The following is a 26,840-nucleotide window of genomic DNA, read 5'->3' as shown; positions in this document are numbered from 1 at the left end:
GCCCGGGCGGGTGCGGGCGGCCAGGAGGGGTCCGGCAGTATGGCGGCGTGAATCCCTTGCCCCGATGCCGTGACAGCGCCCCCGCCGCCGGCCTCCGGCGGACCCGGCTGGTGGCGGCCGGGGCCGCGGTGGCGACCGTGGGTGCGGGACTGGGACTGCGGGCCGTCGCGGCGGGGAGCACGGCGAAGTACGGGGGAGACGCCCTCTACACCGTTCTGCTGCTGACCCTCGTCGTGCTGGTCGCGCCCCGGCTGACGCCCCTGCGAGCGGCCGGTACCGCGCTGGCCGCCAGCTGGGCCGTCGAGTTCCTCCAGCTGACCCCCGTACCCGCGGAGCTCTCCCGGCACAGCACCGTGGCCCGCCTGGTCCTCGGTTCCACCTTCAACGCACCCGACCTGTTCTGGTACGTGGCCGGCGCGGCGGCGGGCTGGCTCCTGCACACCACGCTCGGGCCGTCCGGGGCGGCCGACAGGAGGCCCTGCTGATGGCGTCGGACTCGATCTACCGCAGCGAGGCGGGCCGGGACCACATCCGGCGCTGGTGCGACGAACAGCTCGACGGGTGGGCCGTGCCGCACGAGCGGACCCTGGTGGACGCCAACGGGGCGCGGACCCATGTCGTGACCGCCGGTACCGGTCGCACCACGGTCGTGTTCGTCCCGGGGACCAACTTCAACGCGGCCGCCTCACTGCCCCTGGCCACGGCTCTCGTCGCCGCCGGCCACCGGGTGTCGCTGCCGGACGTCCCCGGACAGCCCGGCCTCAGCTCCGGCGACCGGAACCTCGCCGGGGGCCGGCTGTCCTGGTACGGCGCATGGCTGGACGAGGTGATCGCCACGACCTCGCCCGGCCCCGTGGTGGTGATGGGGCACTCCTTCGGCGCCGCCATCGCCCTGTCGAGCGCGTCCGGGCACATCGAACGCCTCGTTCTCGTCTCTCCCGGTGGCCTCACCGGGCTGCGCCTGCCCCCTGGCCTGCTGGCCGCCTCCGCCGCATGGTTCCTGCGGCCCGCCCCCAGGAGCAGCGCCAGGCTCCTGCGGGCCATGCTCGCCCCCGGCCACGAGCCCAGGGAACGGCTGGTGGAGTGGATGACGCTGGTGGCCCGGCACTCCCGCTCCAGCGGGGCGCCCGGCACGGCGGACCTGCCGGCGAAGCCGGTGCCCCGCACGGTCTTCACCGGGGAGCGCGACGTCTTCCTCCCGCCGAGGCGGCTCGGCCCGGCGGTCACCCGCACCCTGGGCGTCGAACTGCGGGTACTGCCGGGGGCCGGACACCTCGTGGTGGAGGAGGCCCCCGACCGGCTGGCCGCCCTGGTCGGCGGTGGGACGTGACGGCCCGGGCGGGCGGCGCCCGTCAGGGGGACCGGCGAGCGCTGTTCAGCCGGGCGGCCTGCCGCACCAGGTGATCGCGCTCGGCGAGGTTGGGCGCGTTGCGGGCCGCCTCGGCGTACAGCCGCGCCGCCGTCACCACGTCGCCGTCGCGCTCGTGGAGGTACGCCGCCACCGCGGTGTATCGGGGTAGCGCGTCGTCCAGCGCCGCGAGCGCCGCGAGTCCGGCCCGCGGCCCGTCGGCCTCGCCCACGGCCACCGCGCGGTTGAGCCGCACGACCGGGCTGTCCGTCAGGAGCACGAGCTCGTCGTACCACTCGACGATCTGCACCCAATCGGTCTGCTCGGCGGTGGGCGCATCGGCGTGGAGCGCCGCGATGGCCGCCTGGGCCTGAAACTCGCCCAGCCGGTCGCGGGCGAGGGCCGCCTGCAGGATCCGTACGCCCTCGGCGATCGCCCCGGTGTCCCACCGGCCGCGGTCCTGCTCGGCGAGCGGCACCAGACTGCCGTCGGGCGCCGTCCGGCCGGCGCGCCGGGCGTGGTGGATCAGCATGAGGGCCAGCAGCCCGGCCACCTCGGGGTGGTCGACCCGGGCCGCGAGCTGCCGGGTGAGCCGGATGGCCTCCGCGGCGAGGTCGACGTCGCCCGAGTAGCCCTCGTTGAAGACCAGGTAGAGCACGCGCAGCACGGTGGCGACATCGCCGGGACGGTCGAACTGCACGCCGGAGACGGTGCGCTTGGCCCGGCTGATGCGCTGCGCCATCGTCGCCTCGGGAACCAGGTAGGCCCGGGCGATCTGGCGGGTGGTGAGCCCGCCGACGGCGCGCAGCGTCAGCGCCACCGCGGACGACGGCGTCAGCGACGGGTGGGCGCACAGGAAGTACAGCTGGAGCGTGTCGTCCACCGCAGGCGCCGGCCCGGGCGGCGGCTCCTCGTCCGCGAGGTCCTCACGCCGGCGCCGGGCGGTGTCCGCCCGGGTCGCGTCGAGGAACCGCCGCCAGGCCACGGTGACCAGCCAGCCCTTCGGGTCCCGCGGAGGGTCGGCGGGCCAGGTGCGGACCGCCTCGACCAGCGCTTCCTGGACGGCGTCCTCGGCCGCCGCGAAGTCGGCTCCGCGGCGGACGAGGATCCCGAGCACGCCCGGCGTGAGGCTCCTGAGCAGTGCCTCGTCCATCGGTGAGGTCATTCCGTGATGGTGGGCGGAGCGGCCAGGAACGGGCGCAGTTCGAGCCACTCGTGGATCGGCTTCCCGCCCGCCCCGGGGGCGGCCGACAGCTCTCCGGCCAGTTCGACGGCGCGCTCGTAGCTGTCGACGTCGATCACCATCCAGCCGGCGATCAGGTCCTTGGTCTCGGCGAACGGGCCGTCGGTGACCGGCGGGCGCCCCTCACCGTCGTACCGGACGAAGGTCCCCTCGGGGGCGAGCGCCTGGCCGTCGACGAACTCGCCGGTCCCTTCGAGCCGGGCCGCGAAGTCGTGCATGTACTGGATGTGCGCCGAGATCTCCTCGGGCGTCCACCGGTCCATGGGCACGTCGTTGACCGCTGCCGGGGCGCCGCGGTAGTGCTTGAGCAGCAGGTACTTGGCCATGATGGTTCTCCTCGGTCCTGGTGCGACCCATTGTGGTCGCGTTCATCCCTGGGACGGAGCCGGCCACGGGTTCTCGACATCCCGCCCGAAGTCTTTTCGACATGTACGGATGAGCCGGTACGACCGGCCCCGGGGCGGGGCGGATCCCGCCGAATGCACGCGGAATCAGCCCATCCGGATCTCCGGCTCCCGAGCGGTTCCCCGGCCCTTTCCGGATGCCCGCCGAGGTGGGAGGGCCACCGGCCGGGCGGGGGTGGAACGGGTGGAGCGTCCGGCTCAGGCCACGCGCCCCCGCACGCCTCCCGCCGTGACGTTCCCTCATGGCGGTAGCTGGGCAGCCGCTTGATGCTGATCGATCGTCACGTGAGGGGAACCCCGATGACCAAGGTCCTGGTGCTGCACGGCGTATGCCTCGTGAGGTCGGCCCTGGCCGCGCTCCTGAGATCCGAAGGCGACTTCGACGTCACCTCCGCCGGCTGGCGCGCCGCCGCGCGCCAGGCCGAATTCTTACGACCCGACGTGGTGGTCGTGGACCTCGACTGTCCGGGGGTCTCGGCCGCCCTCCTCGCGGACGCGGGCGCCGCCCGCCTCCTGCCCCACTCGCCCACGCCCACACCCCTGCTCGTGCTCGCCCGGGCCGACCTGCCGGGCTCGCTGCAGCGCGCGTTCCGGACCGAGGCGCTCGGCTACGTGGACAAGGACGGCTCGCCCGCCCGGCTGGTCCGGGCCATCGGGAAGGTCGCCGCGGGAGAGCGCTTCATCGACGCCACGCTCGCCTCGGCCTTCATGGAAGCCGACCCCGTGCCGCTCAGCCCGCGCGAGCTGAGTGTGCTGGCCCGCGCCGCCGAGGGAGACTCGATCGCGGAGATAGCCCGCGCCCTGCACCTCGCCAGCGGAACCGTACGCAACTACATGGCTGCCGTGACCCGGAAGACCGGCGCCCGCAACCTGATCGATGCCATCCGGATATCCCGGCGGGCCGGCTGGGTCTGAGCCGCCGGCCCGGGTTCCCCCGGCCCCTCCCTCACCCTTGCGCGTTCCACAGGCCCACCAGCTCCCGGTACAGGGGTGACCTGGCCGGGAGCTCCGCATGCGTGCCGCACACCGCCCGGGTCCCGTCGAGTACGAGGACCCGGTCGGCCCTGACGGCGGAGGAGATGCGGTGGGCGACCACCACCAGCGTGCCGGGGCGTTCCGCGAGCGCCCGTTCGGCACGCTCCTCGGTCCGGGGGTCGAGGTGGCAGGTGGCCTCGTCCAGCAGCAGCAGGGGGGCGGGGGAGAGGTAGGCGGCGGCGAGGGCGAGGTGCTGCCGCTCGCCCGGGGTGAGCCGGCCCGGATCGACGGCCGCGTCCAGTCCGCCGAGCCGGGCCACGAGTGCGTCCGCGCCGAGGGCGGCCGTGGCCCGCTCCACCTCGCCCCGAGGCACCGGGCCCGGGCACAGGTGGGTCAGGTTCTCGCGGACCGTCCCCGTGAAGACGTACGCCTGCTGGGGCAGCAGCGTCCGGCGGACGTCGGGGCCGGGCCCCGGACCACCGTGTTCCGGGGGGCGGAGCGCGGGGGCGCCCGCCACCCGTACGGTTCCCCGGCCGGGCGGCAGCAGGCCGGCGATCAGGGCGGTGAGGGTGGACTTGCCGATGCCGCTCGGCCCCACCACGGCCAGGTGTTCGCCCGGCCCGACCACCAGGTCGAGGCCGTCGATCACCGGGTGCGCGCGCGGACCGTAGGCGAAGCGGACCCGGCGCAGTTCGACGGCGGGCGCGGGCGGCGCGGGCGGCCCGGACGGTGCCGGCGGTGCCGGCGGCGTCGGCGGTGCGGGTACCGGCCCCGGGTCCGCCGCCCGGGGAGCGGAGTCCGGCCGCGGGGCCGCCGGTTCCGGATCGCAGAACCGGTCCAGCACCACCAGCAGCCGGGTGCCCGCCGCGCCCACCGCCGTCATCAGCGCGTCCAGGGCGGGCAGCAGCGACTGCACGAGGTAGGTCAGGGCCCCGGCCACCGCCCCCGCACTCACCCCGCGCCGGAGCAGCCAGGGCGCCCCGGCCAGCAACACGACGACCGGCAGCCGGCCCGCGACGCCCAGGGCCAGCGTGCGCAGCGCGGTCCACCGCGCGAGCCGTCCGGTCAGCCGCTCCTGCTCGGCGATCAGCTGCTCCACCCCGGCTCCGGCGCTCGCCCCGCCCCCGCACGCGACGACGTCGCGCAGCCCCGCCGCCAGCTCGCCCGCGCGCGCGGACAACGCCTCGTCGGCGTCGAGCGCCGCACGCTGCACCCGTGCCATCGGGTGCAGCGTGGCGAGGAAGGCGCCCGTACCCAGGAGCAGCGCGGGCAGTACGAGGACCAGCAGGACGGGGGCCAGCGCGGCCAGTCCGAGCAGCGCGCCCAGGGCGGTGAAGACGAACGACCGGGCGATCAGGACCAGTCCGGCGAAGGAGTCCCGGGCCATCTCGGTCTGCTGCGTGAGCCGGGAGACCGCACCCGCGTCACCGGCCCGCCAGGGATCGGAGACGGCGCGCCCGATCGCCTGGCGCACGGAGCGCCGCACCAGGCCGTCGCGCAGCGGTTCCACCAGGTCCGCGAGCCCGCCGAACACCCCGCGCAGGGCGAGGGCGCCGAGCAGCGCGCCCCCGCCGGCCACGGCCAGCCAGCCGATACCGGTCCCGGTACGGCCGGCGAGGAAGCCGTCGTCGAGGGCGCGGGCCACCGCGTAACCGCCGAGGAAGGTGTGCGCGGACTCCAGCAGGGACCAGAGCGCGAGCCTGGACAGCGTCCGGACCCGCCCGCGCAGGAAGCGGCGGCCCTCGCGGGACACCCGGTGCCAGGTGCCGTACTCGCTCATCGGACCGCCTCCCGGCCGGGCGGCCCAGCGGCCGGTTCCGCTTCCACTTCCGCATCCGGGTCCGCCCCCGCGCCGAACACCGCCCGGTAGCCGGGGTCCCGCCACAGTTCCGCGTGCGTACCGGTGGCCCGGACCCGTCCCGCGTCGAGCCAGACGACGAGGCCGGCGCGGGCGGCGGTGGAGACGCGGTGGGCGACGACGAGACGGGTCCCCGGCCGGACCTCGCTCGCCAGGGCCCGCTCCACCTCGCGGGCGGTGAGGGTGTCCAGGCTCGACGTCGCGTCGTCCAGGACGAGCAGCCGCCCCGCACGGCAGAACGCCCGTGCCAGGCCCAGGCGTTGCAGCTCTCCGCCGGACAGCGGCGCGTCCCCGAGCGCGGTGTCGTACCCCTCGGGCAGGCGGCGGACGAAGGTGTCGGCCCCGGCCGCCCGCGCGGCGGCGCGCACGGCCTCCAGGTCCCGGTCGGGGTCGGGGTCGGGATCAGGGTCGTGGTCCGGGTGAGCCTGGGGATCCGGTCGGCCGCCGAAGGCGACGGCGGCCGCGACGCTCCTCCCGAAGAGGGCCGGGCGTTCGAAGGCGTGCCCGACCTCGCGGCGCAGCTCCTCGGCCGACAGCTCGTCGAGCGGCACGCCGTCGAGCAGGACCCGGCCCTCGTCGCACGCCGTGAGCCGTCCCGCCACGGCGGCCAGCGTCGTCTTGCCGGAGCCCGAGCGGCCGACCACGACGGCGGTCGTCCCACCGGGGATCCGCAGGTCGACGTCGTGCAGCAGCACGGTGCCCGCGCGGACCACCCGTACCCCGCGCAGCTCCAGCGTGCCTGGCCCCGAATCGGGCAACCGGCGTTCACCCTGAGGGAGTTCGGGGAGCACGAAGAGGGCCGCCGTGCGGCGGGCGGCGGCCCGGCCGCGCACCACGGCCGCCAGCCGCCCCGTCACGGCGCCCACCCCGGCCGCGAGGCCCGCGTAGCGGACGGCGGCGAGGAGCCCGCCGACGCCGAGCGCCCCCTCCGCGAGGCGGACCCCGCCCACGCCGAGGACCACGTACAGCAGCAGCGGCATGAGGGCAGCGGTACGCGCCACGGTCGCGCCGTAGATCCGCCACGTCCGCCGCCCCTCGGCGCCGAGCTCCGGCAACCGGGCCAGGACGCGCGCCTGTTCGCGCTCGGCGGTACCGGCGGCGGCGATGGTACGGGCGCCCCCGAGGGCCTCCACGAGGCGGCCGGCCAGGTCGAGCTGGACCTCCTGGTAGCGGCTGACGCTGGCCCCGGAATCGCGCGCGAACGCCCTCAGCAGCAGGGCGAGCAGCGGGAGCCCGGCGAGGAAGGCCAGCGCGGTCCATACGTCGACCACGAACAGCGCCACGAGCCCGCCGAGCGGGGGGACCAGGGCCACGGACGCGGTCACGACGGCCGCCGGTACGGCGCCGGCGGTGGTGGCCTGTGCGGTCAGCCGGGCGGAGAGCTCACCGGGGGAGTGGCGCGCGGCATGGTGCGGCGCGGTGCGCAGCAGCCGGCCGAGCCCGAGCCGCCGCAGCCAGGCGGTGGAGCGGGCGTCGACACCGCCGGTGAGCCGGGCCGTCGCCGCGTCGAGCAGCACCTCGGCGGCGATCACCATGGCGCACCACACGGTCCACCGGGCGCCGGCGGGGTCCTGCCGCAGCAGCAGATCGAGGGTGTGGCCGAGGACCGCGGGCTCGGCCAGGGCCGCGCCGGCGGCGGCCACCGCGCAGCCGGCCGCGGCGGCGAGGCGGCCTGCGCTGTGTCGCGCGGCCGCCCGCAGAGCCCGGTCGGCCGCGCGGGCGGCCGGCGCCTCGCCGGGAGGATCGGGGACAGTCATGGGGCGCGGGCTCCAGGGGTGTGGTGCGGGCCCGGGCGGTGGAACCGCCCGGGCCCGCAGGAGGACCTGATCCCTGATCAGTTACAGGTCGTGATGCTCAGGCTGCTGTCGCCGCAGAGGAGCAGGCTGGCGCGGCTGCCGCCACCGGTGAGGTGCGCGGCCTCGGTGGCCTCTTCCTTGGGGGTTTCCATCGACTGCAGGTCGAGAAGCGTCATGTTCGTTTCCTCTTCACTGTGGTGTTCCGATGGGTCACGGCCCCCGCGAGGGGGACCGGCTCTGGGGCCGCCGCGGTGGACCGCAGCGGCGGGAGGAACGGCAGGTGCGCGCGCCCGCCGGGCGCGGCGCCGCCGAGGGCGAGGAGCGCGCCGGCCGTGCCCGTGGACAGATCCATGGACAGGCGCATCATCTGCTCGCCGGGGAAGGCCAGGAAGCCCTGGTACGGGACCGCGTGCCGGGCCAGCGCCTCCACCTGCCGGGCGATGTCCGCGGGGGCGGAGCCCGGACCCGGCGTCGTGGTCCGGGCCAGGTGGAGGATCATGCCGGCCGCGCCGCGGAACAGTCCGGGCTGGGCGTAGAAGGTCGCCTGGGCGGCGCGGACGATCTCCGGCCGGGCCCGTTCGAAGCGGTCGTCCCGCGCATGCTCCAGCCAGTCGTCCAGCACCATGCCGATCCCTACGCTGCCGCCGCCGAGGTAGGGCATCGTGCGCCAGCCCTCGTCGACCTGCAGGGTGCCGAACGCGCTGGTCACGCAGCGGTCGAGATCGCGGTGCAGGGCCCGGCCGGCCCGGATCAGGAACTCCTGGTCGCCGGTGCGCTCGTAGAGCCGCAGGTGGAGCAGTGCGGGTCCGCTGTGACCATGGAGCAGGCCGGCCCGTTTCGGCCCGGTCCCGGTCCCGGTCCCGGTCGCGGCATCGGCGAGGAGCTCGGCGCAGCGCAGGGCCGCGGCGTGCAGTTCGCCCTCGCCGGTGGCCGAGCCCAGGGAGTCGAGGGCCAGGCCGATGCCGGCGAGACCGCCGTGCAGGTCGGGCCCCGCCGACTGCCAGGGCTGGCCCAGCAGTTGTTCGGCGAGGGCGAGCGCGCGGTCGCGGTGGCCGAGCCGTTCCAGGGTCCAGGCGAGACCGGCGAGGCCGTCGTAGAAGCCCAGCGGCATCCCGGAGGCCGGCTCCTTCGTACGGGCCAGCAGCCATTCCTCGGCCTCGGGCCACGGATCGGCGCCGGTCTCGGCGAGCGCGTACAGCACACCGGCCGCTCCGTAGCCGAAGCCGGTACCACCGCCTGCGGTCGCGAACTGGGCCGGGTCCCCGGGGAAGAGGCGGTCCTCGCGGTCGAAGGTGGCGCTCGCCCGGATCGCCGCCGTCATCGAGGCACATGCGGCCGCCGGGTCGCCCGGCTCGACCGGCAGGTAGGGCCGGGCACGGGGCACGGCCACGCGACCGCCGGAACCACCGCCGGTCCCGGTCCCGGTCCCGGTCCCGGTGCCGGGACCGGGGTCCGCGAGGATCTCCCGTACCGCCTCGTCGAGGAACCCGCGGGGAACCGGGAACTGCTCGGCGGCGATGCCGGCCAGGTGCGCCGCCTTGGCCCGGTCCAGCACCAGCAGGCTGGTCAGCGGCAGGAACAGGGCCAGCCGCAGGCAGGCCAGGGCGTACCGGTCGACGGCGAAACCGCGCCGGCCGGCCGGGGCGACGAACGCCGGGTTGGCGACGGTCTGGCGGAGCCCCTCGTCCACGTGGGCGGCGGCCTCGAAGTCGAGGAGCGCGACCGACATCCCGCCGGTCCCCTCGTCCTCCGCGACCATGATGTTGAACAGGTGGAGGTCGTTGAAGACGATGCCACGGGCGTGCACCGCCTCCACGGCCCGCGTCACCTGCCGGTGGACCTCCAGAGCCCACCGGGTGTACTCCGCGAGCTCCGCGGGATCGGGGTCCGCCTCGATCAGCGGGTGCCGGCGGGCGAAGTAGGTGTTGAGGGGCTTGCCCTCCAGGTACTGCATCACGAGGAAGTGGTGGTCCCCGACGGTGAAGGTGCCGTGGACCGCGGGCACGCAGTCCAGCCCGGCCAGTTGCTCCAGGGCCCTGCGCTCGCGGTGCAGCCGGGTCACGGCGTCGGCCCCGTCGGCCGCGAGCCCCGCGAAGGGGCGCGCCTCCTTGAGGACGACCGGTTCGCCGGTGCGCACGTCACGGCCGGCGTAGACACCGCCACCGTTGGAGAAGTGCAGGGCGCGTTCGACCGTGTACGGAAGACCTTCGAGGGTGACGGCGGCCCGCCGGGCCAGATGGGGCGCGAGGAACGCGGGCAGCTCGGCCCACTCGGGCAGCTGGAACACCGGACCCCGCGGGTCCGGTACGAGCCGGCCGTCCGGGGTCTCGATCGCCGGGACGAGCTCGCCGCGGTCGTCGTAGCAGTGCCGCAGGGTGAAACTCCCGTACCGCAGGTGCACGGGCCCGTCGTTCCAGCGCAGGTCGCTCAGGATGTACGGGCCCGGCTCCCCGGCCAGCAGCGCGTCGAGCTCCTCGGCGACGCGCCGGCACTGCTCCTCGTCCGCCGGGTACACGGTGAGGAACTTGCCGCTCGCCGCGCGGTCGGCGTACTTCGCGTTGCGCAGGTGCAGCAGGTACCGGCTCGGAACGAACTTGAAGGCGATCCGGCGCTCCACGCAGTACGTGTGGACCCGTTCGAGGACGGACTCGGCGTTGTCCAGGCAGGCCGAGACGTGGATCTTCCAGCCCTGGGAGGGCAGCCGGGCGTCGACGGGCCGCAGCGCCAGCCAGTCCCCGCTGCGGTGTGTCTGCCACCCCGCCGGTACGGGGGCGAGCGCGGCCGGGTAGTTCTGCTCGGCCCGCAGGTACGGCGCGTCGTAGAACCAGCGGTCGGCGTCGCAGAAGGCGGCGTACCCCTTGTTCACTCCTGCTCCCTCGGTCGGTGACGTGCTCACGCTGTCACGCGGTCCGAGGGCCGCGACAGTCGCGGCTGTCACCGATGGGGTGTGCAGTACGCACGAGTCAACAAGAGCCGGAAGGGGGCCCGCGGTTCAGTCCTTGCTGGCCGACTGCCAGCTCATGCCCCAGCCGTACTCGATGTCCGCCGCCTGCTGCTTGAAGACGCCGGGCGCCGGCAGGAGGTACTTCGCCTCCCGCCGGACGATCAGCTCCCCGCCCACGTTCTCGATCAGTGCGATCGCGGCCACCGGTGAGGGGACGGTGCATTCGTCCAGGCGCACCTCGATCGGCGGACCGACGGGCGGATGGAGCGTGGCGACCCCTTGGAGCCCCGCGAAACTGGTGGCCCCGGCGTAGATGACCACGAACACCAGGAGGCGCTCGATCTCGGCCGCGTGGTCGAGGTTGATCATGAGGTTCTCGCCGGCCTCGCTGGCACCGGTCCGGTCGTCGTGGTCCAGCTGGATGTACGGCGGCTGGTGGAACGAGCCGAACTGGTTGTCGATGGGGTGGACGATCCCCTTCGTTCCGTTCCGCAGCTCCCACAGGCAGGAGAGGTCGAGATCGACGTCCTCCAGCCGGACGGCGTCATTTCCCTTCCGCATCCAGCCGCGCGGCGGCGCGGCGGCGCTCCACGTGAGATTGACCCGCATGCCCCCGGAGGTGGCCCCTTGTTTGGTCAGCGACACCGCGGGGGCCGCCTTCGTCAAGGTGATCTTCGACAGCCGTACCGGACGGGCGGGCTCGGGCGGAGCCACCGCCCGCTGCACCGGCACCGGCACCGGCGGAGGCGGGGCCGGAGCCGGTGCCGGATCGTCGACCGTGATCCCGAAGTCGGTGGCGAGACCCGCCAGACCGGAGGCGTACCCCTGGCCCACCGCCCGGAACTTCCAGGCGCCGGCCCGCCGGTACAGCTCCCCGAGCACGAACGCGGTCTCCGACGTGGCATCCGTGGCGTCGAACCGCGCCGTCTCGGCGCCGCTCCGCGCGTCCAGGACGCGTACGAAGAGGCCGGGCACCTGCCCGAACGTGCCGTCGGTGGACGCCGCGACCACCACGGTCCCGATCTCCTCCTCGACCCCGGACAGGGTCACCCCGATCGTTTCGAGCACGCCCGTGCCGTCCTGACGCCGTCCCTCGTGGCGCACGGCACCACTGGGGTGCACGGGCTGGTTGTAGAACACGAAGTCGTCGTCCGACCGCACCTTGCCGGCTGCCGTCAGCAGCAGGGCCGACACGTCCACATCAGGCGCTCCGGGACCCCCTTGCCAGCCCAGCTCCACCCGGACCGTGGTGCTCGGCACCGGTACGTTGGCACCCTTCCGCATGGACATGCGGTCCCCCTTCCGCTGGGTGTCTCCCACTTCCGCAGCGTACGAGGATTCGGCCCGTTCCCCTCCCCGAAGGCGGCGATTGCTCCGGTACCGGGGGAAGTTGTGGGGTCACGGCATGATGGGGCCGTGATCACCATTCATCTGAAGTACGAGATCGACGTCGACAAGCTCGCGGACTTCGAGGAGTACGGGCGCCGCTGGGTCCGGCTGGTCAACCGGTTCGGAGGAACCCACCACGGCTACTTCCTGCCCAGCGAGGGCGACAGCGACATCGCCTACGCCCTCTTCTCCTTCCCCGGCTTCGCCGCCTACGAGCAGTACCGCACGGACAGCATGTCCGATCCGGAGTGCCAGGCCGCCTTCGAGCTGGCGCGCGAGACCCGCTGCATCAAGCGGTACGAGCGCCGCTTCCTGCGGCCCCTCGACACCCCCGGCCTCTGAGAGGTCCGGTCCGGCGCCCGTGTGTGGCGGCAGGTGGGCGCCGGACCGGACCGGCCCGGACCGGCCCGCGCGGTCAGCTCACCCTTCGCGGTCCATGACACGGCGGGCGGCCTCGGCCTCCGCCGCGGGCGGTGACAGTTCGTCGAGGGTGTCGAGCTCGTCGTCCGAGGCCAGCTCCCGCTCCCAGGCGGCCGCGAGCCGCTCCTGATCCTCCGGCGGTCTGCCGGTGACGGCCTCCTGCTGCTGCGGTCCCAGAGCCGCGAGGAAACGCCCGACCGAGTCCGTCGGCATGCCGTACTCCTTCTCGCCGTGGGGGAGGGCAGCGGCGATCGCGATGCCGTGCCTGGCCCAGGATGGCGAACCGGGGCGGGGCGGGCGGCCCGACACGGCGGGCCGCCACCCGAATGCCGCGCCCGGTGCCGACCGCCCGCGGGGGACTTCGTCGGTGGCGTGTCACGAGGGCGTGGAACTCGGCGCGTGCGCCCGACGCTTCTCCTCGCCGGCCCGCTCCCGCTCGCGCTCGTGTGCCGCGGGGCGGTCCGGCCGGAGTCCGACGGCCAGGAGGACCGCGCCGATCAGCGCGAAGCCGGCCGTCCAGAGCGCTCCGACGTGCATGGCGTGCAGGAAGGCGGTGTCGGCGGCCGCGGCGAGCCGGGTGTCGTGCGTGGCTGCCGCCACGTGCCGGGCGAGTTCGGCCGAGACCCGCGCAGGTTCCCGTACCGGATCCGGGAGGCCGGTCAGTGAGCCGTCGATCGCTCGCCGGTAGACGATCGAGGTGATCGTGCCGCCCGCCGCGATGCCCAGCACGCTGCCGGTCTGGCGCAGGGTGCTGTTGACCGCGCTGCCCGCGCCGGACCGCTCCAGCGGCAGGGAGCCCAGTACCGCGCCCGTGACGGGAGCGATCACCATGCCGATCGCGGTGCCCTGGACCAGCACGGCCGCCGCGTACCAGACGATCGGTGTGGTCGCACCGAAGAGGGCGAAGGAACCCATCGACACGGCCGCGACGGCCAGTGCGATCGAGGAGACGAGCCGGACGGAGCTCCGGCGGACCAGCCGGACGGCGATCGGGGAGCCGACGACCACCCCGAGCGCTCCCGGGAGGGCGAGGAGCGAGGCGTCCAGCGCCGAGTACCGGCGGACGCCTTGCAGATAGAAGGCGAGGTAGAAGGACGCGGCCGTCATGGCCAGGAAGACCGTCATCAGGGTGAGGTTCCCGGCGGCGAAGCGGCGCTGTGCCAGCAGCCGGGGGTCGAAGCTCGGGTGGGCGATCCGCAGCTCGACGACGACGAACGCGGCGATCAGTGCGACGCCGACGAGGGTGGATCCCCAGACGCGCGGATGGGCGAAGGAGGCGTCCTGGCCCGCGCGGATCAGACCGTAGGCGAGGATGCCCAGGCCGCCGGTCGACAGCAGCAGCCCGGCCGGGTCGAGGCGGCGGACCTGCGGGCTGCGGGAGTTGGGCACGTACCGGGCGATGAAGCCGAGGCCGAGGACGACGACGGGCACGTTGACGAGGAACACCGACCCCCACCAGAACCTTGCGAGCAGCGCCCCGGCGAGGATCGGCCCCGCGGCGAGGCCGACGCCCGCGAAGGACGACAGGGTGCCGAAGGCGGCCGGGCGCTGCGCGGGCTCGAACGTCCAGCTGACCACCGCCATGGTGGCGGGGACGAGCAGCGCGGCGCCGGCGCCCATCACGGCGCGGGCGGCGATGAGTTGGTCCGGCGTGGTGGCGTAGGCGGCGAGGGCGGAGGCGGCGCCGAAGAGGGCCATGCCGGTCAGCAGGACGTTGCGGTGGCCGAACCGGTCACCGAGGGCGCCGCCGGTGAACATGAGGCCGGCGAAGGCCAGGGTGTAGGCGCCCGTGGCCCATTGGAGCTGGCCGGGAGTGGCGCCTAACCCCCGGACGGGGTCGGAGAGCGTCTCGAACGCGGTGGTCAGGATGGTGCCGTCGAGCCAGATGAGGAGCTGGGCGAAGACGAGGACGCCGAGGATGAGCCGCTGACGCGCCGGAGCCGGGGTGGACGGCACCGGTGACATGGGTGAGGACATGCGTGACTGCCTTCGGATCAGGGTGAGTTACGTTGCGGTGGCGCGCATCGCGGAGCACGAGGCGGTGGCGCGCCGTCCAAGAATCGTCAAGTACCTGACGGTTCCCTCATCGTGGCAAACTCGTAAAGTACCTGTCAATCATGAATCCGGAGGTCGTCCGATGGGCGAGCAGAGTCACCGTCGGGTGCTGAGCTTCGTGGTGCGCCACGCCTGGCTCAGCATGCGGGCCGCGATCGGGGCCGAGCTGGAGGAATTCGGGCTCACCGTGCCGCAGTTCGCGACCCTGATGATCGTGGGGCAGTCCCCGGGCATCTCGGTGGCGCAGCTGGCCCGCCTGGTCGGGAGCTCCCGCCAGGCGCCCAACGAGATGCTCGCGGCGCTGGAACGTGACGGCCTGATCCTCCGGGCCCCGCACGCCACGGACCGCAGGACGCACCAGCTGAGCCTCACCGAGCTCGGGCACGCGCGCTACGAGGACGCGCTCCCGGCCGTCCGGCGCCGCGAGGCCGAACTGGAGGAGGGGCTGACGGAGGAGCAGTGCGAGGCGGCATTCGCCTGGCTGTCGGCCATGTCGAACGCCCGCCAGGAGGCGGGGAGGAGCTGACCGGCGGCCCCGGGTCTCCGCCGCCGTCCCGGGGCTCGTCGGGGCGGGGAGCCGGGAGCCGGGGCCGGGGGCCGGGGCCGGGAGCCGGAGCAGGGGGGCGTCGGCCGGTTCAGGGCGTGGACGTCCAGCCCTGCCCGTGGAGTCGTTCGAATCCGTCCAGGAGGAGGTCGAGCGCGAACTCGAACTCGAACTGGTCGTCGCACCCCTGGCCGACGACCGACCGCCGGTCGTGCGCCACGGCCCGGGCCAGTTCGGTGACGTGCGGATACCGCCGGGCCATCGCCTCGTACGCGGCCGCCTGCGCCCGTTCGTCCTGCGGTGCGGGGCCCGCCGGGTCGTCGAACAGCTCCTCGGTGAAGCCCAGTACCCGGCTGCCGAGGGCGTGCATCACGTGGTGGGTGAGGTCGGCCGAGAAGCCGCCGGCCCGGAACGTTCCGATCACCGAGTCGAGGTAAGCGAGCACCGCCGGCGTCGGGCTGGTGCGCGACCGGATCACCTGGGCCGCCCAGGTGTGTGCGAGGAGGGCGCCGCGCGCCCCGAGGATCCGCCCGCGGACCGCGCTCTTCCAGTCGGATCCGGGGACCTGGCCCTCGATGCCCGCGACGACGACTTCCACCATGCCGTCCAGGAGCTCTTCCTTGTTGGCCACGTGCTTGTAGAGCGCCATCGGTACGACGCCCAGCTCCTGGGCGAGTCTGCGCATGCTCAGCGCTTCGATCCCGGCGCCGTCCGCGAAGGCCACGGCGGCGTGCAGCACCCGGTCCCGGCTCAGGGGGGTCCGGCGTGGTTCCTGTGGCTGCTCGGGCATGCGGGCTTCTCCTTCGATCCGATCCGTTCCCGGGGTGTGGCGGGTGACGTCCGTCCCGCCTTGACGAGTGTACGGCGTACACCTAGGGTGAGCGCCAAGGGTCAGGTGTACGCCGTACACCTCTGAGGGAGGGGCTGTTCCGTATGGGATCGACCAGGAGAACCGCGCTCGTCGCGGGGGTGCTGTTCCTCGTCACCGAGGTCGCCGCGATCGGCGGGCTCGCGCTCTACCGTCCCGTTCTGCACGACACCGGCTATGTCCTCGGACCGGGCGCCGACAGCCAGGTGTTCCTGGGGGCGCTGTGCGAGTTCGTGCTCGCGCTGGCGGTCGCGGGCACAGGGGCCGCGCTGTACCCGGTCCTGCGGAGGCGGAACGAAGGGGCCGCCATCGGCTACGTCTGCGGGCGCCTGCTGGAGGCTGCCGTCATCGTGGTCGGCATCATCAGCGTGCTGTCGGTGGTGACGCTGAGGAGGCAGGCGGAGGGCGCGGCGGGCGCCGACGGGGCATCGCTGGTCACGGCCGGCCAGGCCCTGGTGGCGTTCCACGACTGGACGTTCCTGTTCGGGCCGAACTTCGTCCTCGGGGCCAACACCCTGGTGCTGACCGGCCTGATGTACACCTCGCGGCTCGTACCGCGGTGGATCGCTGTCCTGGGGCTGGTCGGCGGGACGATGATCTGCGCCTCGGCGACCGCCGTGCTGTTCGGGATCTACGAACAGGTCTCGGTGGCGGGCTCGCTCGCGGCGCTTCCCGTGTTCGCCTGGGAGGTGACGCTGGCCGTCCGGCTCCTCGCCAAGGGCTTCGACGCGGGAGCGCGCGGCAACGCTGCCGCAGCCGCGTGACGGCCCCTGTCGGCTCTCAGGGCGTCCGGTCCACGTTCCACAGGGGCAGGCCCCGGAAGAACTCCACGGCCTCCGCGCGCCAGTACGGTTCCCAGGACGCGGCCTCGGCTGCGGCGGCCTCCGCGTGCCGCCGGATCTCCGCCCTGAGCCGCCGGTCCACGCCGGCGTCGCGGGCGATCTCCCTGATCCGGTCCAGGGTCTTGTCCGGGCAGCCGGGATCACCGAGTGCGGCTTCGACGAGGGCCGCGTCGGCCCCGGTCGTGGCGGCCAGGACCGCACGGACGGCGTAGGTGCGACGCCCCGAACGGATGTCGGCCCCGGTGGACTTGGCCTCGGCCGCCGGGCCGTCGCCGGACGGACCGAAGAGGTCGAGGAAGTCGTCGCGCATCTGCTCGGAGATGCCCACCAGCCGGGAGTAGCGGTGCAGCCGGGCGCGGTGCGGCGCCGGATCCGCGCCCGCGGTCAGCAGGCCCATCGTCAGCGGGGCGAGGATCGAGTACCGCGCGCTCTTGAAGTCGGTGACGGTGTGCAGGAACTCCTCGTCGGGCAGGGTGTGGGAGTCCCGCTCCAGATCGGCCAGCTGCCCGGCCACGGTCTCCGCCGCGGTGCGCGTGTGCACGCCGAGCAGGGCCTGGCGGAGCTCGGCGGGAACCTCGGCCTCCAGCAGCACCTGGGTGGACAGGAACGCGGCGAGGTCGCCGGCGAGTATCGCGAGCCCGAGGGCGGTGGCGTCCTGACCGGGGAAGTCCCGGCGGTAGGCGTAGTACGTCGAGGGGCCGCCGCGGCGCAGGGGCGCGTCGTCGATGATGTCGTCGTGGACGAGCCCGTGCGTCTGGAGCAGTTCGATGCTCAGCGCGGCCTCCGCGAGCCCCGGCATCTCGTCGGTGGTGACCAGCCGGGCCGCCTCGTACAGCAGGACGACCCGCAGCCGCTTGCCGCCGCGCATCGAGAATTCCCGCAGGAGCTCCAGACAGCGGGGGACGTACCGGCTGGGCACCGGGACGTCGAAGCGCTCGCCGAGGCCGTCGAAGTACTGCTCGAACCGGGCGTCGAAGCGCATCCGGTGACCGGCGACGCGTTCCAGGGTGGCGGCGGAGACGTTGGCATGCATGAAGATCAGTATCGATCACGGCCCAGCCCGCCCGGAGCCGCCCGGCGCGTCGACGGCTCCGTTCAGCCGCCCGAAGGCGCGGCGGAGAGGCAGGCCCGCAGTTCGGCTTCGCCGGCGTTCCCGCCCGTACACATGATCGCCACCCGCTGCCCCGCGAGGTCGTCGCGTGCCGCGAGGAGCGCGGCCAGCGGCGCGGCGGCAGCCGCCTCGGCCACCGTGCGGGCATTACGCATGAGCAACCACTGGGCCCACCGGATCTCGTCGTCGCCGACCAGCCGGAAGTCCGCCAGGTGCTCACGCAGCAGACGCTGCGTCAGCTCGAAGCCCGACCCGGTGGCCAGCCCCTCCGCCGTCGTGGTGTTCGGACGCTCGACACAGCGGCCCGAGCGCCAGGAGTCGTGCGCGGCCGGCGAGTGGCGTGACTGCACAGCGATGACGCGGCAGCGCGGGCTGATCGCAGCCGCCACCAGGCAAGCGGCCGCGGCGCCGCTGCCCCCGCCGACCGGGACGACGATCGCGTCGAGGTCCGATTCCTGCTCGAAGACCTCCAGGAACGCGGTGGCCACGCCCGCGATCAGGCCCGGCTCGTTCGCCGCGCTGACCAGGCGCATCCCCCGCCGGGGTGCGAGCTGCTCGGCGTGACGGCGGGCCTCGTCGAAGTCCGCGCCGTACTCGACCAGTTCGGCGCCGAGCCGCCGCACGGCCTCGGCCTTCAGGGGATTCGGGTGCTCCGGCATGACGATGGTGCAGGGGACACGGAAGAGGGCCGCGGCATGGGCGAGGGACTGCGCGTGGTTGCCGGTGGAGTACGAGAGGACACCGCGCGCACGCTCGTCCGGGTCCATCGCGGCCAGCAGGGCGACGCCTCCCCGGACCTTGAGGGCGCCGGTCGGCTGCAGGTTCTCGTGTTTGACCAGCACACGGACCCCGGCACCGACGGCGGCGTCGAGGGCGGGATAGGAGAGCAGAGGGGTCGGGGACAGGTGCGCGCTCTGCAGACGACGCGCGCGAAGGACATCGGAGATCGTCGGACTGTGCATGCACCCATGCTGCGCAGGGGCAATCCATAGGACAAATGTCAGTTTCTGATGAACTCATCGATATCATCGATGAATGTTCGACGAGAACCGCCTCCGGGTGTTCGCCGCGATCGCCCGCGAGGGTTCGGTGACGGCTGCAGCCGCCGCGCTGCACTACGCGCAGCCGTCGGTCAGCCACCACCTCGCCAGGCTCGAAGCCGAAGCCGGTGTGCCGCTCGTCCGGCGGGCAGGCCGTGGCATCCGGCTGACCGAGGCCGGCCGGCTGCTCGCCGATCGCGCGGAGGAGATCCTCGGCCGCATCGATTCGGCCCGGACCGAACTCGCCGCTCACGCCGGGCTCAGCGCCGGACGGGTGCGCCTCGCGGCGTTCCCCTCCGCGCTCGCCACGGTCGTACCCACGGTGGCCGCCGCCTTCGGCGCCGCGTACCCGGACATCGAACTGGCACTGACCGAAGCGGAGCCGCCCGAAGCCCTGACGGCGCTGCGGCGCGGCGAGGTCGATGTCGCCTTCACCTTCCACCACAGTGACGGCCCACTCGCCGACCGTGAGGGCCACACCGTGACACCGGTCCTGCGCGAGCCGGTCTACGTCGTCAGCCGGGCCGGTGCGTCCTGGTCCGGTCCGCGCACCGACCTCGACACCTACCGCGGGCAGCGGTGGATCGCCGGCTGCGAGCGGTGCCGTACGCACCTCCTGTCGGCGTGCGGGAAGCGAGGCTTCGCTCCCGTGATCGCCTTCGAGACCGACGACTACGTCGCGGCCCAGGCACTCGTGGCCGCCGGCCTCGGCGTCAGTACGCTGCCCGGCCTCGCCCTGCGCGCTCATCTCCACCCCGGCGTGAGGATCGACCGCCTGCCGGACGACCACCGCTTCGTCGACGCCGTCGTCTACGGCGCACCGCCGCTCCCGGCCCCGGTCGCAGCCTTCCTGAAGGTCCTCGAGGAGACCGGCGTGGAGCCCGAGCAATGGCCCTGACGGGCCCGAACGCTCCCGGGGCGGCGCGCGCGGAGGTGCCCTGTCATGCGCCTGTGACAGTCGGCGGACAGCCTCATGAAGTTCCGCGGCCAGGCTCTTAACAGAAGGACAAAGCAGGCATTTCGCCTCTCGCCTTCTGGAACCTCCCCCCTCGTCGCCTCTTCATCGGAGAAAAACTCATGGCCCGCACCTCCCGCAAGCAGCGTTTCGCGATGTTCGCCGTTACGGCCGCGCTCGTCACAGGAGGTGCACTGGTTCCGACCGGCGCATTCGCCGCCCAGACCGCGCCGCACGCCGCCGAGGCGCACGCGAAGAGTGGTCACGGGGGCACGGCCGGCAAGCATGAGCGGGGCGGCAAGGACCGGTCGAAGGGCCGGAAGAACAGCAGGCCCCGGGACGTGGAGAACATGCCGGGCTGCAAGTTCTACCAGGGCAAGGTGTACTGCGAGCACAAGCCCGACACCCCGCAGCCCGCCCCGGCCCCGAAGCCCGCCCCGGCCCCGGTCCCGGACCCGGATGTGGTGGCGAAGGACAACCCGGACGGGGTTCCGGCGCCCGACGCGGGCGGGTTCGGCATCGAGCTGAAGCCCTGACCTGCGGTTCGATACGCGCTGTGTCGCCAGGTGTGCTCGCGGCCGATCGCCGTCGGCCGGAACCTCAGGGCTCGCACAGACGTACGGCGAGGGCGGCGATGTCGTCGTCGAGGCGGCCCTTGCTGTGGCTGAGGAGGTCGCGGTGCAGCGCCGTCAGCAGTTCGTCGGGCGGCGTCGGGGGCTGCCGGCGCATCCAGGCCGCCAGCGGGAAGAACTCTCCGTCACGGGCACGGGCCTCGGCGATCCCGTCGGTATAGAGGAGCAGCAGGTCGTCGGGGGCGAAGTCGAAGCTGTCGACGCTGTAGTGGTCGCCGATCAGCTCCGCGAGGCTGATCAGCGGAGAGGGGTTCCTGGACTCGAGGGTCAGGACCTTCCCGTGGTTCAGGAGCAGCGGCGGGGGGTGTCCGCAGTTGAGGATGTCGATACGTCTGCCCCCGTGCGGGATCTGGACGAGAAGGGCGGTGGCGAACCGCTCCAATGGCCCCTCGGGTGGGAAAGCGCCGTTGTAACGGGTGCTGCTGGCGTCCATCCGGCGGGCGACGTCGACCATGTCGGGTTCCCCGTACGCGGCCTCCCGGAAGGCGTTCACGATCGCCGCGGCCGCCCCCACCGCCGGCAGGCCCTTGCCCCGCACGTCACCGATGAGCAGCCTGACCCCGAACTGCGTGTCGACCACCTCGTAGAAGTCCCCGCCGATGCGGGCCTCGGCCGCGGCCGCGAGGTACAGCGACTCGATCTCGATGCCGCCGAAGCGGCGGGGCAGAGGGCTGAGTACCACCTGCTGCGCCGCGTCGGCGACGAGCCGTACCTGGAAGAGGGTGCGTTCCCGCTGGAGCCGGACGTGGCTTCCGTACGCGGCGGCCACGGTGACCGCGATGATCCCGGCAGCCGTCCACCACGTCCCCAGGTCGGGGAAGACGAAACTGAGGCCGATCATCAGGATGAGACAGACCGTCCCGAGCAGGACGGTGGGCAGCACCGGCCACATGGCGGCGGCAAGGGCCGGCGCCGCGGGCAGGAGACGACTGAAGGCCATTTCCGGCGGAGTGTTGTACGCCAGGCTGGCGATGACGACGGTCAGGATGACCGGCGACAGCCGCACAAGTCTTCCCGGGCCAGGGCGCCTGCGTAGCCGCGGCCGTCCAGACTCGATCACACTTCACAGGATATCTACGTAATCGGGTCATAGCGCTCTGGCGGTCGGCGGTCGGCCGCCCGCCCCGGATCGTGGGGCCACCGCCGCGGGTCCATCGGGATCGCGTGGCCGCCGGGCTTCGTACCGGGCCCCACAGGCGGGCCGACCAGGCGAAACACGGGGTATCGAGCCACTCCGGACGGGTGCTGTGCGTGCTTGTCGTCGCGCACACCGACGACTCCTCCGGTTGCGGACAGTATCTGTCCGCAAGGCTGATTGGCCCGCCCGCTTCCGTCGGCGAGCACCGTTGCCGGTCAGCCTGCTCGTGGCGGGATTCGGACGCTGTTCCGTGTTGCTCCAGTGGGCTGACGTGGGGCAGGCGAAGTGCCACGATGATCCGTGCTTCAACAGTGTGCCGGACGGGACGCGGTGAGTGCGGTGACAGCGTGTCCCGGAGGCGGCCCTACCCCACGAAAGGGCGGACACCCCATGCGCGTCACCCCCCTCGTATCGTCCTTACCCGGCGGCCAGGACTCGGCCGCGGACGATCCGATACGGCTCTATTACAGCCACAAGACGCAGGAGATCCTGCACAAGTACGGCCCGGGTCCCCGTGTCCACTTCCATGTGGGTCTGTATCCGGACGGCCCGCCGGACAGTACCGCCCCCCAGAACGTGCTCAAGCAGCGCATGCTCGACGCGCAGGAGCGGATAGTCGAGCACGCGGCCCGGTCGTGGGGCGCGTACGACGTGGCGCCCCGGCGCCTGCTGGACATCGGCTGCGGCCTGGGCGGGACGTCGCTGTACTGGGCGCAGGAGCACGGAGCATCGGTCACCGGCCTCACCGTCGCGGCGGAACACATCCCGATCGTCCGGCACTTCGCCCGGCACGCAGGGGTCGGCGGGCGGGTGAAACCCGTACTGGGGGATGTGCACGACCTGGACGAGACCTGTGCGTACGACGCCGTGTATGCCAACGAGAGCAGCGGTTACACCGACCGGGCCCGACTCTTCGAGGTGGTCGCCAAGGCGCTGGAGCCCGGTGGATGGTTCGGGATCCAGGAGCACTTCGCGGGTCGCACCGCAGGGCGCGCGTTCATCGACGGCTACTACAGAACGCGACTGGGGCTGAGAGGGGAGTACCTCGCCGCAGCCGAGGCGGCCGGGTTTGAACTCGTGCACGAGGAGGACGTGACGGACTCGGTGGCGGAGTTCTGGGTGCAGTCCATGGCGTGGAACACCGCCGAACTCGACCGGCTCCGCGCGGACGCCGACGCCCGGCCCGGTGCCTGGACCCGCGACCGGCTCGAACAGTCGACGCTCGCACACAGCAGGTTCTTCCGGCTCTGGCGTGACCACGCGGTGCAGACGCGGCTGCTGCAGTTCCGGATCGGAGGCCGCCGATGACGGCGCCACCGCCACCGCCACCGGCACAGCGCCCCTCGCTCCTCGGTACGCGCCTGCCTGCCTTCTACTGCCCCCTGGAGCGCGACCTCGTCCATCCCGAGGCGAAGCAGGTGGAGGCCCTGGCGGTCGAGTGGCTGGACGCCTTCGGTATCTACCCCGATCCGGTCGAGCGCGCATGGGGTCTCGCCACCCACAGCGCCGACTTCTCCAGCCGCATCGTCCCCGACGGGGACATGGAGGCCCTCCTGCTCTTCACCGAATGGAACTACTGGGCCAACGCCGTCGACGACTGGCAGGATTCGGGTTCCGGCGAGGTGGGGACGGGTGCCGTCGTCGAACACGGCGTACGTCTGCTGCGCACCATCGAGGATCCGGGAGCCTCGGTGCTGCCCGACGGACCGATGACCCGTGCACTGCTGGACCTGGTGCGCCGCACCCATGCGATGCTCACGCCCTACGAGCTGCGCAGGTTCGCCGAGGGGACGCGCGACTGGCTGCTCGGAGCAGCCTGGCGGGCCGCCCGGGCCGAGGCCGGGAGCATGCCGGGGCTGAACGACTTCGTCGCCATGGGACCGCTGGCGAACGGTACGCGCTTCTCACTGACCTGGTCCGACATCGTACGCGGGGACCGGCTCCCGGCGGAGGTGCTCTGCTCCCGCGCTCTGACGGCACTGACGGATGCGGCGGGATTCGTCGTCAGTGCGGACAACGACCTGTTCTCCTACGACAAGGACGACCACCTGGAGCCGAGGGAGGTGAATCTCGTCAATGTCCTCGCCCACCAGGAGAACTGCTCGCCTGCCGAGGCCGTGCCGCTCGCGGTGGCCCTGCGTGACCGGGTCATGGTCCGCTTCATGACGCTGCGGGCCAGGCTGGAGGCCGGCGCGAACGCGGAACTGCGCCGTCACTTGGCGGCGTTGGGACACTACGTGGCCGGCTCCATCGCCTGGCAGAGCCGGGCACCCCGATACGCGAGCCCGCGTAACCGGCACGAACTGCCCCTGGCGGAAGCCCGGTTCGCGCTCCGGTACGCCGACGCCCCCAGCTTCGCCGGGACCGAGCCGCCGGAGGTGCCGGCCCTCGCCTCCTGGTGGCAGCGGGCGCACGGCTGAGAGACACCAGGGGCCCCGGGCGCAATGCCCGGGGCCCCCGGCCCGGAAACCGGCAGCGTCGGCAGGAGCCGGGCAGCCGCCGGCCGGGCAGCCGTCAGCCGAGGCCGAGCAGCCGCCGCCACCAGCTGACGGCGCGGCGGCGCCGACCCGCGACCACGGGCGCCGCCGTCGGCTGCGGCGGGACGGGCGCGTGCACGGGGTGCCCGGCCGGCTGCTCGTCCTGGGGCTGCGCGTTCGGTACGGAGCGCGGGGCGAACCGTACCGGCAGGGACAGCAGGTGGCGTGACATGAGGGTGCCCCGCCATTGCAGCTCGCTCGCGTCGACCGCCAGCTGGAGGTCGGGCAGCCGGTCCAGCAGGACCTCGATGCCGGTGTCCGCGATGGCACGGCCGATGTCCTGGCCCGGGCACTCGTGCGGGCCGCTGCTGAAGGCCAGGTGGGAACGGTTGCCGTGGACGGACGCCGCGGGATCCGGCCGGATCTGCGGGTCGGCGTTGCCCGCGGCCAGCCCGAGCAGGATCATGTCGCCCGCCTTCACCTCCCGGCCGCCGAGCACGGTGTCACCGGTGGCCCAGCGCCCGATGATCGTGTTGATCGGCGGGTCGTCCCACAGGACCTGCTCCAGGGCGTCGGGCAGCGTCATGTGCCCTCCGGAGAGGCTGGCCCGGAAGCGCGGGTCGGTCAGTACGGTCCGCAGCGTGTTGGCGATCAGGTTGGCGGTGGTCTCGTAGGCCGCGATCAGCACGACCCGCAGGTGCATCAGAACCTCGGTGTCGCTCAGGTTCGCGGGGTGCTCGATCAGCCAGGACGCGAGGTCGCGCACGGGCCTGGCCTTGCGCTCCACGACCAGGTGTTCCAGCGTGGCGGTGACGTAGCGGTCGCTCTGGAGGGCCGTCTCGGTCCCCTGGAGCATGTCGCGCGCCGCGTTGACCAGCAGGGGGCCGTGTTCGTCGGGTGCCCCGATGAGCTGGGTCATGACCAGCATCGGGAGCTGGTCGGAGAAGGCGGACACCAGGTCGGCGTACCCCTCACCCGCGATCTGGTCGACGAGCTGATTGGCGAAGCGGGTCACGTAGCGGCGGATGCCGCGCTTGTCGAAGCGCTCCAGGGACTCCACCACGGCCGAGCGCAGCCGCTCGTGAACGGGCCCGTCGGTGAAGTTGCACACCGGCACCCACGAGACCATGGGGCCGAGCGGGGTGTCGGCCGGCACCCGGCCCTCTTTCATGTCGCGCCATCCCCGCGGGTCGCGGGCGAAGCGCGAGGACGTGCGTGCCACGTCCAGGTTCTCCCGGTGGCCGAGGACCAGCCAGGCCGGAAGGTCCCCGCTCACCAGTACAGGGGCCACCGCCCCGTGTTCGGCCCGCAGCTTCTCGTACAGCGCGAGGGGATCGGCCTGCGCCTCCGCCCCGTGGAGGCGGTACAGGCCGCCGGCGGTCGCCGCCGCCGCGTGGGCGGGGCACTCGGGCGGTGGGGTGGGGCTGTTACTCACATTGCCTCCTGGGTGGCTGCCTGGGAGTGCAGGTAGCGCATGAGGGTCAGCAGGACATCGCGGGACGAGTCCCGCCGTCTGGCATCGCAGACGAGGATCGGGACGGTGGGGGGCAGATCGAGGGCCTGGCGCAGTTCCTCCAGCGGATGCTCGGGTGCGCCGGGGAAGGAGTTGACGGCCACGACGAAGGGGACGCCCCGCTCCTCCAGCCGTCCGATCACATCGAAGCTGATCTCCAGCCGGCGGGTGTCGAGGAGTACGACCGCTCCGAGCGCGCCCTCGAAGAGTCCGCGCCACAGGAACCAGAAACGCTCCTGGCCAGGTGTTCCGAACAGGTACAGGACGAGCTCGTCGTTGATGCTGATGCGGCCGAAGTCCATGGCGACGGTGGTGGTGATCTTGCGGTCCACGCCCCAGGTGTCGTCCACACCGACGCCGGCCCGGGTCATCGTCTCCTCGGTCGTCAGCGGCTTGATCTCGCTGACCGCACCGACCATCGTCGTCTTGCCCACGCCGAATCCGCCCACGATGACGATCTTCACGGCGGCCGCGGCCGTCTGCGGGAGTATGTCCGCCTCGCGTGGCCCGGCGGGCGGGTCAGAGCTTTTGAAGTCCATCGATCACTGCCTCGATCAGAGCAAGGTCGGGTAGCTGCGCGGCGGGAACGGGCGGACGGACGTACACGCGGCGAGCGGCCATCAGGTCCCCGACCAGCACGGTGACGACGCTCACGGGCAGGCCCGCGTACGCGGCGATCTCGGCCACCGACAGCGGTGACCGGCACATCCGGAGGATGGCCGCCTGCTCGGGCTGCATCTCGGGCCGGGCGGACCCTTTGGCCACGACTAAGGTCACGAGGTCCAGATGGACGGCGGTGGAGGGTCCACTGCGTCCGCCGGTGATGACGTAGAGCCGTTCGGGGCTGCCGTCCTCCCAGCCTGTGGGCGGCTCATTCACGCGGGCTGCCCGTCATGTCGGGGCGGGCTGCTCAGGTGGTCCCCCATTCGGGTCACCAGGTTGCGCATCTGCGCGCCCATCAGGCCCGCGTCCACGCCCTCGTCGGCGAGGACCGCGAGATAGGAGCCGTCGCCGGCGGCCATCAGGTAGAAGAACCCGCCGTCCATCTCGATCACGACCAGACGCATCCTGCCCTCCGAGCGGGGCAGTTCCGCGGCCACCGCTCCGGCCAGGCTCTGCAGGCCCGCGCAGGCCGCCGCCAGGCGGTCGGCCGTGTCGGTCTCGGCGCCGTACTGCGCCACGCAGAGCCCGTCCGCGGACAGGACGATCACGTGCCGCGTCTGCGGCACTCCGGCGGCCAGGTCCTTGAGCATCCAGTCCATGCTGCTGATTCGCTGAGTCATCATCG

27 protein-coding genes are annotated in these 26,840 nt (G+C 73.2%); 10 read left to right on the top strand and 17 right to left on the bottom strand.

All coding sequences use genetic code 11. The features are described 5' to 3' along the window. Positions 1-47: 47 nt before the first annotated feature. On the top strand, positions 48-485 hold the full coding sequence (locus tag KO717_RS02860; protein WP_437184462.1) for a DUF2809 domain-containing protein: 438 nt from the start codon (positions 48-50) through the stop codon (positions 483-485). After that, a complete protein-coding gene (locus KO717_RS02855; RefSeq protein WP_301364248.1) occupies positions 485-1,330 on the top strand; it encodes an alpha/beta fold hydrolase in 846 nt (281 codons plus the stop codon). Before KO717_RS02860 ends, KO717_RS02855 begins: the two co-directional genes overlap by 1 nt. Positions 1,331-1,352: 22 nt before the next feature. On the opposite strand, the gene KO717_RS02850 is transcribed toward KO717_RS02855, so the two are convergent. Beyond that, positions 1,353-2,501 (bottom strand): RNA polymerase sigma factor, encoded by a 1,149-nt coding sequence (locus tag KO717_RS02850; protein WP_301374344.1) that lies wholly within the window; start codon positions 2,499-2,501, stop codon positions 1,353-1,355. An 8-nt stretch (positions 2,502-2,509) separates the two neighbouring features. Continuing rightward, positions 2,510-2,917, bottom strand: a complete 408-nt coding sequence (locus KO717_RS02845) for a YciI family protein (protein WP_301364237.1) — start codon at positions 2,915-2,917, stop codon at positions 2,510-2,512. 378 nt (positions 2,918-3,295) lie between these two features. Between KO717_RS02845 and KO717_RS02840 the strand changes: the two genes are divergently transcribed. Next, complete coding sequence (locus KO717_RS02840) at positions 3,296-3,910, top strand: response regulator transcription factor (protein WP_301364235.1); 615 nt, start codon at positions 3,296-3,298, stop codon at positions 3,908-3,910. 31 nt (positions 3,911-3,941) lie between these two features. Here KO717_RS02840 and KO717_RS02835 read toward each other — a convergent pair whose 3' ends face one another. The 5 genes from KO717_RS02835 to KO717_RS02815 form a co-directional block, all read right to left on the bottom strand. Further along, a complete protein-coding gene (locus KO717_RS02835; RefSeq protein WP_301364234.1) occupies positions 3,942-5,750 on the bottom strand; it encodes an ATP-binding cassette domain-containing protein in 1,809 nt (602 codons plus the stop codon). Beyond that, on the bottom strand, positions 5,747-7,585 hold the full coding sequence (locus tag KO717_RS02830; RefSeq protein ID WP_301364231.1) for an ATP-binding cassette domain-containing protein: 1,839 nt from the start codon (positions 7,583-7,585) through the stop codon (positions 5,747-5,749). The genes KO717_RS02835 and KO717_RS02830 overlap by 4 nt, the downstream gene beginning before the upstream one ends. Before the next feature lie 77 nt (positions 7,586-7,662). Continuing rightward, positions 7,663-7,800 carry a SapB/AmfS family lanthipeptide gene (locus tag KO717_RS02825; protein ID WP_301364230.1) on the bottom strand — a complete coding sequence of 46 codons (138 nt, stop codon included), beginning with the start codon at positions 7,798-7,800 and terminating at the stop codon, positions 7,663-7,665. Continuing rightward, a complete protein-coding gene (gene lanKC, locus KO717_RS02820) occupies positions 7,797-10,490 on the bottom strand; it encodes a class III lanthionine synthetase LanKC (RefSeq protein WP_301374343.1) in 2,694 nt (897 codons plus the stop codon). Before lanKC ends, KO717_RS02825 begins: the two co-directional genes overlap by 4 nt. A gap of 126 nt (positions 10,491-10,616) precedes the next feature. Continuing rightward, positions 10,617-11,858, bottom strand: coding sequence for a TerD family protein (locus KO717_RS02815; RefSeq protein ID WP_301364227.1), 1,242 nt, complete (start codon positions 11,856-11,858; stop codon positions 10,617-10,619). Between the two features lie 126 nt (positions 11,859-11,984). On the opposite strand from KO717_RS02815, the gene KO717_RS02810 reads away from it, so the two are divergent. Then, positions 11,985-12,299: an NIPSNAP family protein gene (locus tag KO717_RS02810; protein WP_301364226.1), complete on the top strand. Its 315-nt coding sequence runs from the start codon at positions 11,985-11,987 to the stop codon at positions 12,297-12,299. A 78-nt stretch (positions 12,300-12,377) separates the two neighbouring features. Here KO717_RS02810 and KO717_RS02805 read toward each other — a convergent pair whose 3' ends face one another. Together KO717_RS02805 and KO717_RS02800 are read right to left on the bottom strand one after the other, a co-directional pair. Continuing rightward, positions 12,378-12,590: a hypothetical protein gene (locus tag KO717_RS02805; protein ID WP_301364225.1), complete on the bottom strand. Its 213-nt coding sequence runs from the start codon at positions 12,588-12,590 to the stop codon at positions 12,378-12,380. Positions 12,591-12,752: 162 nt separating this feature from the next. Continuing rightward, positions 12,753-14,354, bottom strand: coding sequence for an MFS transporter (locus tag KO717_RS02800; RefSeq protein WP_301364223.1), 1,602 nt, complete (start codon positions 14,352-14,354; stop codon positions 12,753-12,755). A gap of 160 nt (positions 14,355-14,514) precedes the next feature. On the opposite strand from KO717_RS02800, the gene KO717_RS02795 reads away from it, so the two are divergent. Next, on the top strand, positions 14,515-14,958 hold the full coding sequence (locus KO717_RS02795) for a MarR family winged helix-turn-helix transcriptional regulator (RefSeq protein ID WP_301364220.1): 444 nt from the start codon (positions 14,515-14,517) through the stop codon (positions 14,956-14,958). Positions 14,959-15,067: 109 nt separating this feature from the next. On the opposite strand, the gene KO717_RS02790 is transcribed toward KO717_RS02795, so the two are convergent. Then, positions 15,068-15,766: a TetR/AcrR family transcriptional regulator C-terminal domain-containing protein gene (locus tag KO717_RS02790; RefSeq protein ID WP_301364219.1), complete on the bottom strand. Its 699-nt coding sequence runs from the start codon at positions 15,764-15,766 to the stop codon at positions 15,068-15,070. Positions 15,767-15,909: 143 nt separating this feature from the next. Here KO717_RS02790 and KO717_RS02785 point away from each other — a divergent pair, with 143 nt between their 5' ends. Continuing rightward, positions 15,910-16,608 (top strand): DUF4386 domain-containing protein, encoded by a 699-nt coding sequence (locus KO717_RS02785; protein WP_301364217.1) that lies wholly within the window; start codon positions 15,910-15,912, stop codon positions 16,606-16,608. Positions 16,609-16,624: 16 nt separating this feature from the next. Here the strand turns inward: KO717_RS02785 and KO717_RS02780 are convergent, their stop codons facing one another. Beyond that, the gene (locus KO717_RS02780; RefSeq protein WP_301364215.1) at positions 16,625-17,719 is read right to left on the bottom strand and encodes a polyprenyl synthetase family protein; all 1,095 of its coding nucleotides are present in this window, start codon (positions 17,717-17,719) and stop codon (positions 16,625-16,627) included. Positions 17,720-17,781: 62 nt separating this feature from the next. Then, positions 17,782-18,759, bottom strand: coding sequence for a threonine ammonia-lyase (locus KO717_RS02775; RefSeq protein WP_301364213.1), 978 nt, complete (start codon positions 18,757-18,759; stop codon positions 17,782-17,784). Positions 18,760-18,832: 73 nt separating this feature from the next. On the opposite strand from KO717_RS02775, the gene KO717_RS02770 reads away from it, so the two are divergent. Both KO717_RS02770 and KO717_RS02765 read left to right on the top strand, forming a co-directional pair. Beyond that, entirely contained in the window at positions 18,833-19,735 is a 903-nt protein-coding gene (locus KO717_RS02770; RefSeq protein ID WP_301364210.1) for a LysR family transcriptional regulator, read from the top strand. A gap of 179 nt (positions 19,736-19,914) precedes the next feature. After that, positions 19,915-20,328: a hypothetical protein gene (locus KO717_RS02765; protein ID WP_301364207.1), complete on the top strand. Its 414-nt coding sequence runs from the start codon at positions 19,915-19,917 to the stop codon at positions 20,326-20,328. Positions 20,329-20,392: 64 nt separating this feature from the next. Here KO717_RS02765 and KO717_RS02760 read toward each other — a convergent pair whose 3' ends face one another. After that, on the bottom strand, positions 20,393-21,430 hold the full coding sequence (locus tag KO717_RS02760) for a PP2C family protein-serine/threonine phosphatase (RefSeq protein WP_301364204.1): 1,038 nt from the start codon (positions 21,428-21,430) through the stop codon (positions 20,393-20,395). A gap of 522 nt (positions 21,431-21,952) precedes the next feature. Between KO717_RS02760 and KO717_RS02755 the strand changes: the two genes are divergently transcribed. Beyond that, positions 21,953-22,870 (top strand): methyltransferase domain-containing protein, encoded by a 918-nt coding sequence (locus KO717_RS02755; protein ID WP_301364201.1) that lies wholly within the window; start codon positions 21,953-21,955, stop codon positions 22,868-22,870. Further along, on the top strand, positions 22,867-23,982 hold the full coding sequence (locus KO717_RS02750; protein ID WP_301364200.1) for a terpene synthase family protein: 1,116 nt from the start codon (positions 22,867-22,869) through the stop codon (positions 23,980-23,982). The genes KO717_RS02755 and KO717_RS02750 overlap by 4 nt, the downstream gene beginning before the upstream one ends. Positions 23,983-24,076: 94 nt before the next feature. On the opposite strand, the gene KO717_RS02745 is transcribed toward KO717_RS02750, so the two are convergent. From KO717_RS02745 to KO717_RS02730, 4 genes are read right to left on the bottom strand one after another with little or no spacing between them, the layout of a single operon-like run. After that, positions 24,077-25,474, bottom strand: a complete 1,398-nt coding sequence (locus KO717_RS02745; RefSeq protein ID WP_301364198.1) for a cytochrome P450 — start codon at positions 25,472-25,474, stop codon at positions 24,077-24,079. After that, positions 25,471-26,091: a GTP-binding protein gene (locus tag KO717_RS02740; protein WP_301364197.1), complete on the bottom strand. Its 621-nt coding sequence runs from the start codon at positions 26,089-26,091 to the stop codon at positions 25,471-25,473. The genes KO717_RS02745 and KO717_RS02740 overlap by 4 nt, the downstream gene beginning before the upstream one ends. Beyond that, the gene (locus KO717_RS02735; protein WP_301364195.1) at positions 26,072-26,431 is read right to left on the bottom strand and encodes a DUF742 domain-containing protein; all 360 of its coding nucleotides are present in this window, start codon (positions 26,429-26,431) and stop codon (positions 26,072-26,074) included. The genes KO717_RS02740 and KO717_RS02735 overlap by 20 nt, the downstream gene beginning before the upstream one ends. Continuing rightward, positions 26,428-26,838 (bottom strand): roadblock/LC7 domain-containing protein, encoded by a 411-nt coding sequence (locus tag KO717_RS02730; RefSeq protein ID WP_373037725.1) that lies wholly within the window; start codon positions 26,836-26,838, stop codon positions 26,428-26,430. Before KO717_RS02730 ends, KO717_RS02735 begins: the two co-directional genes overlap by 4 nt. Between the last annotated feature and the right edge of the window lie 2 nt (positions 26,839-26,840).

Origin of the sequence: Streptomyces xanthophaeus (genome assembly GCF_030440515.1) — a bacterium.
Classification (GTDB): Bacteria; Actinomycetota; Actinomycetes; order Streptomycetales; family Streptomycetaceae; genus Streptomyces; species Streptomyces kutzneri.
The sequence above is the reverse complement of the archived record's forward strand: the minus strand, read 5'-3'. Positions and strand labels throughout refer to the sequence as shown.

Excerpts from the sequence above, each read along its gene's own strand:
- KO717_RS02855 (WP_301364248.1), top strand. The coding sequence starts at position 485 with ATGGCGTCGGACTCGATCTACCGCAGCGAGGCGGGCCGGGACCACATC.
- KO717_RS02850 (WP_301374344.1), bottom strand. The coding sequence starts at position 2,501 with ATGGACGAGGCACTGCTCAGGAGCCTCACGCCGGGCGTGCTCGGGATC.
- KO717_RS02845 (WP_301364237.1), bottom strand. The coding sequence starts at position 2,917 with ATGGCCAAGTACCTGCTGCTCAAGCACTACCGCGGCGCCCCGGCAGCG.
- KO717_RS02840 (WP_301364235.1), top strand. The coding sequence starts at position 3,296 with ATGACCAAGGTCCTGGTGCTGCACGGCGTATGCCTCGTGAGGTCGGCC.
- KO717_RS02835 (WP_301364234.1), bottom strand. The coding sequence starts at position 5,750 with ATGAGCGAGTACGGCACCTGGCACCGGGTGTCCCGCGAGGGCCGCCGC.
- KO717_RS02830 (WP_301364231.1), bottom strand. The coding sequence starts at position 7,585 with ATGACTGTCCCCGATCCTCCCGGCGAGGCGCCGGCCGCCCGCGCGGCC.
- KO717_RS02825 (WP_301364230.1), bottom strand. The coding sequence starts at position 7,800 with ATGACGCTTCTCGACCTGCAGTCGATGGAAACCCCCAAGGAAGAGGCC.
- KO717_RS02815 (WP_301364227.1), bottom strand. The coding sequence starts at position 11,858 with ATGTCCATGCGGAAGGGTGCCAACGTACCGGTGCCGAGCACCACGGTC.
- KO717_RS02805 (WP_301364225.1), bottom strand. The coding sequence starts at position 12,590 with ATGCCGACGGACTCGGTCGGGCGTTTCCTCGCGGCTCTGGGACCGCAG.
- KO717_RS02800 (WP_301364223.1), bottom strand. The coding sequence starts at position 14,354 with ATGTCCTCACCCATGTCACCGGTGCCGTCCACCCCGGCTCCGGCGCGT.
- KO717_RS02795 (WP_301364220.1), top strand. The coding sequence starts at position 14,515 with ATGGGCGAGCAGAGTCACCGTCGGGTGCTGAGCTTCGTGGTGCGCCAC.
- KO717_RS02790 (WP_301364219.1), bottom strand. The coding sequence starts at position 15,766 with ATGCCCGAGCAGCCACAGGAACCACGCCGGACCCCCCTGAGCCGGGAC.
- KO717_RS02785 (WP_301364217.1), top strand. The coding sequence starts at position 15,910 with ATGGGATCGACCAGGAGAACCGCGCTCGTCGCGGGGGTGCTGTTCCTC.
- KO717_RS02780 (WP_301364215.1), bottom strand. The coding sequence starts at position 17,719 with ATGCATGCCAACGTCTCCGCCGCCACCCTGGAACGCGTCGCCGGTCAC.
- KO717_RS02775 (WP_301364213.1), bottom strand. The coding sequence starts at position 18,759 with ATGCACAGTCCGACGATCTCCGATGTCCTTCGCGCGCGTCGTCTGCAG.
- KO717_RS02770 (WP_301364210.1), top strand. The coding sequence starts at position 18,833 with ATGTTCGACGAGAACCGCCTCCGGGTGTTCGCCGCGATCGCCCGCGAG.
- KO717_RS02765 (WP_301364207.1), top strand. The coding sequence starts at position 19,915 with ATGGCCCGCACCTCCCGCAAGCAGCGTTTCGCGATGTTCGCCGTTACG.
- KO717_RS02755 (WP_301364201.1), top strand. The coding sequence starts at position 21,953 with ATGCGCGTCACCCCCCTCGTATCGTCCTTACCCGGCGGCCAGGACTCG.
- KO717_RS02750 (WP_301364200.1), top strand. The coding sequence starts at position 22,867 with ATGACGGCGCCACCGCCACCGCCACCGGCACAGCGCCCCTCGCTCCTC.
- KO717_RS02740 (WP_301364197.1), bottom strand. The coding sequence starts at position 26,091 with ATGGACTTCAAAAGCTCTGACCCGCCCGCCGGGCCACGCGAGGCGGAC.
- KO717_RS02730 (WP_373037725.1), bottom strand. The coding sequence starts at position 26,838 with ATGATGACTCAGCGAATCAGCAGCATGGACTGGATGCTCAAGGACCTG.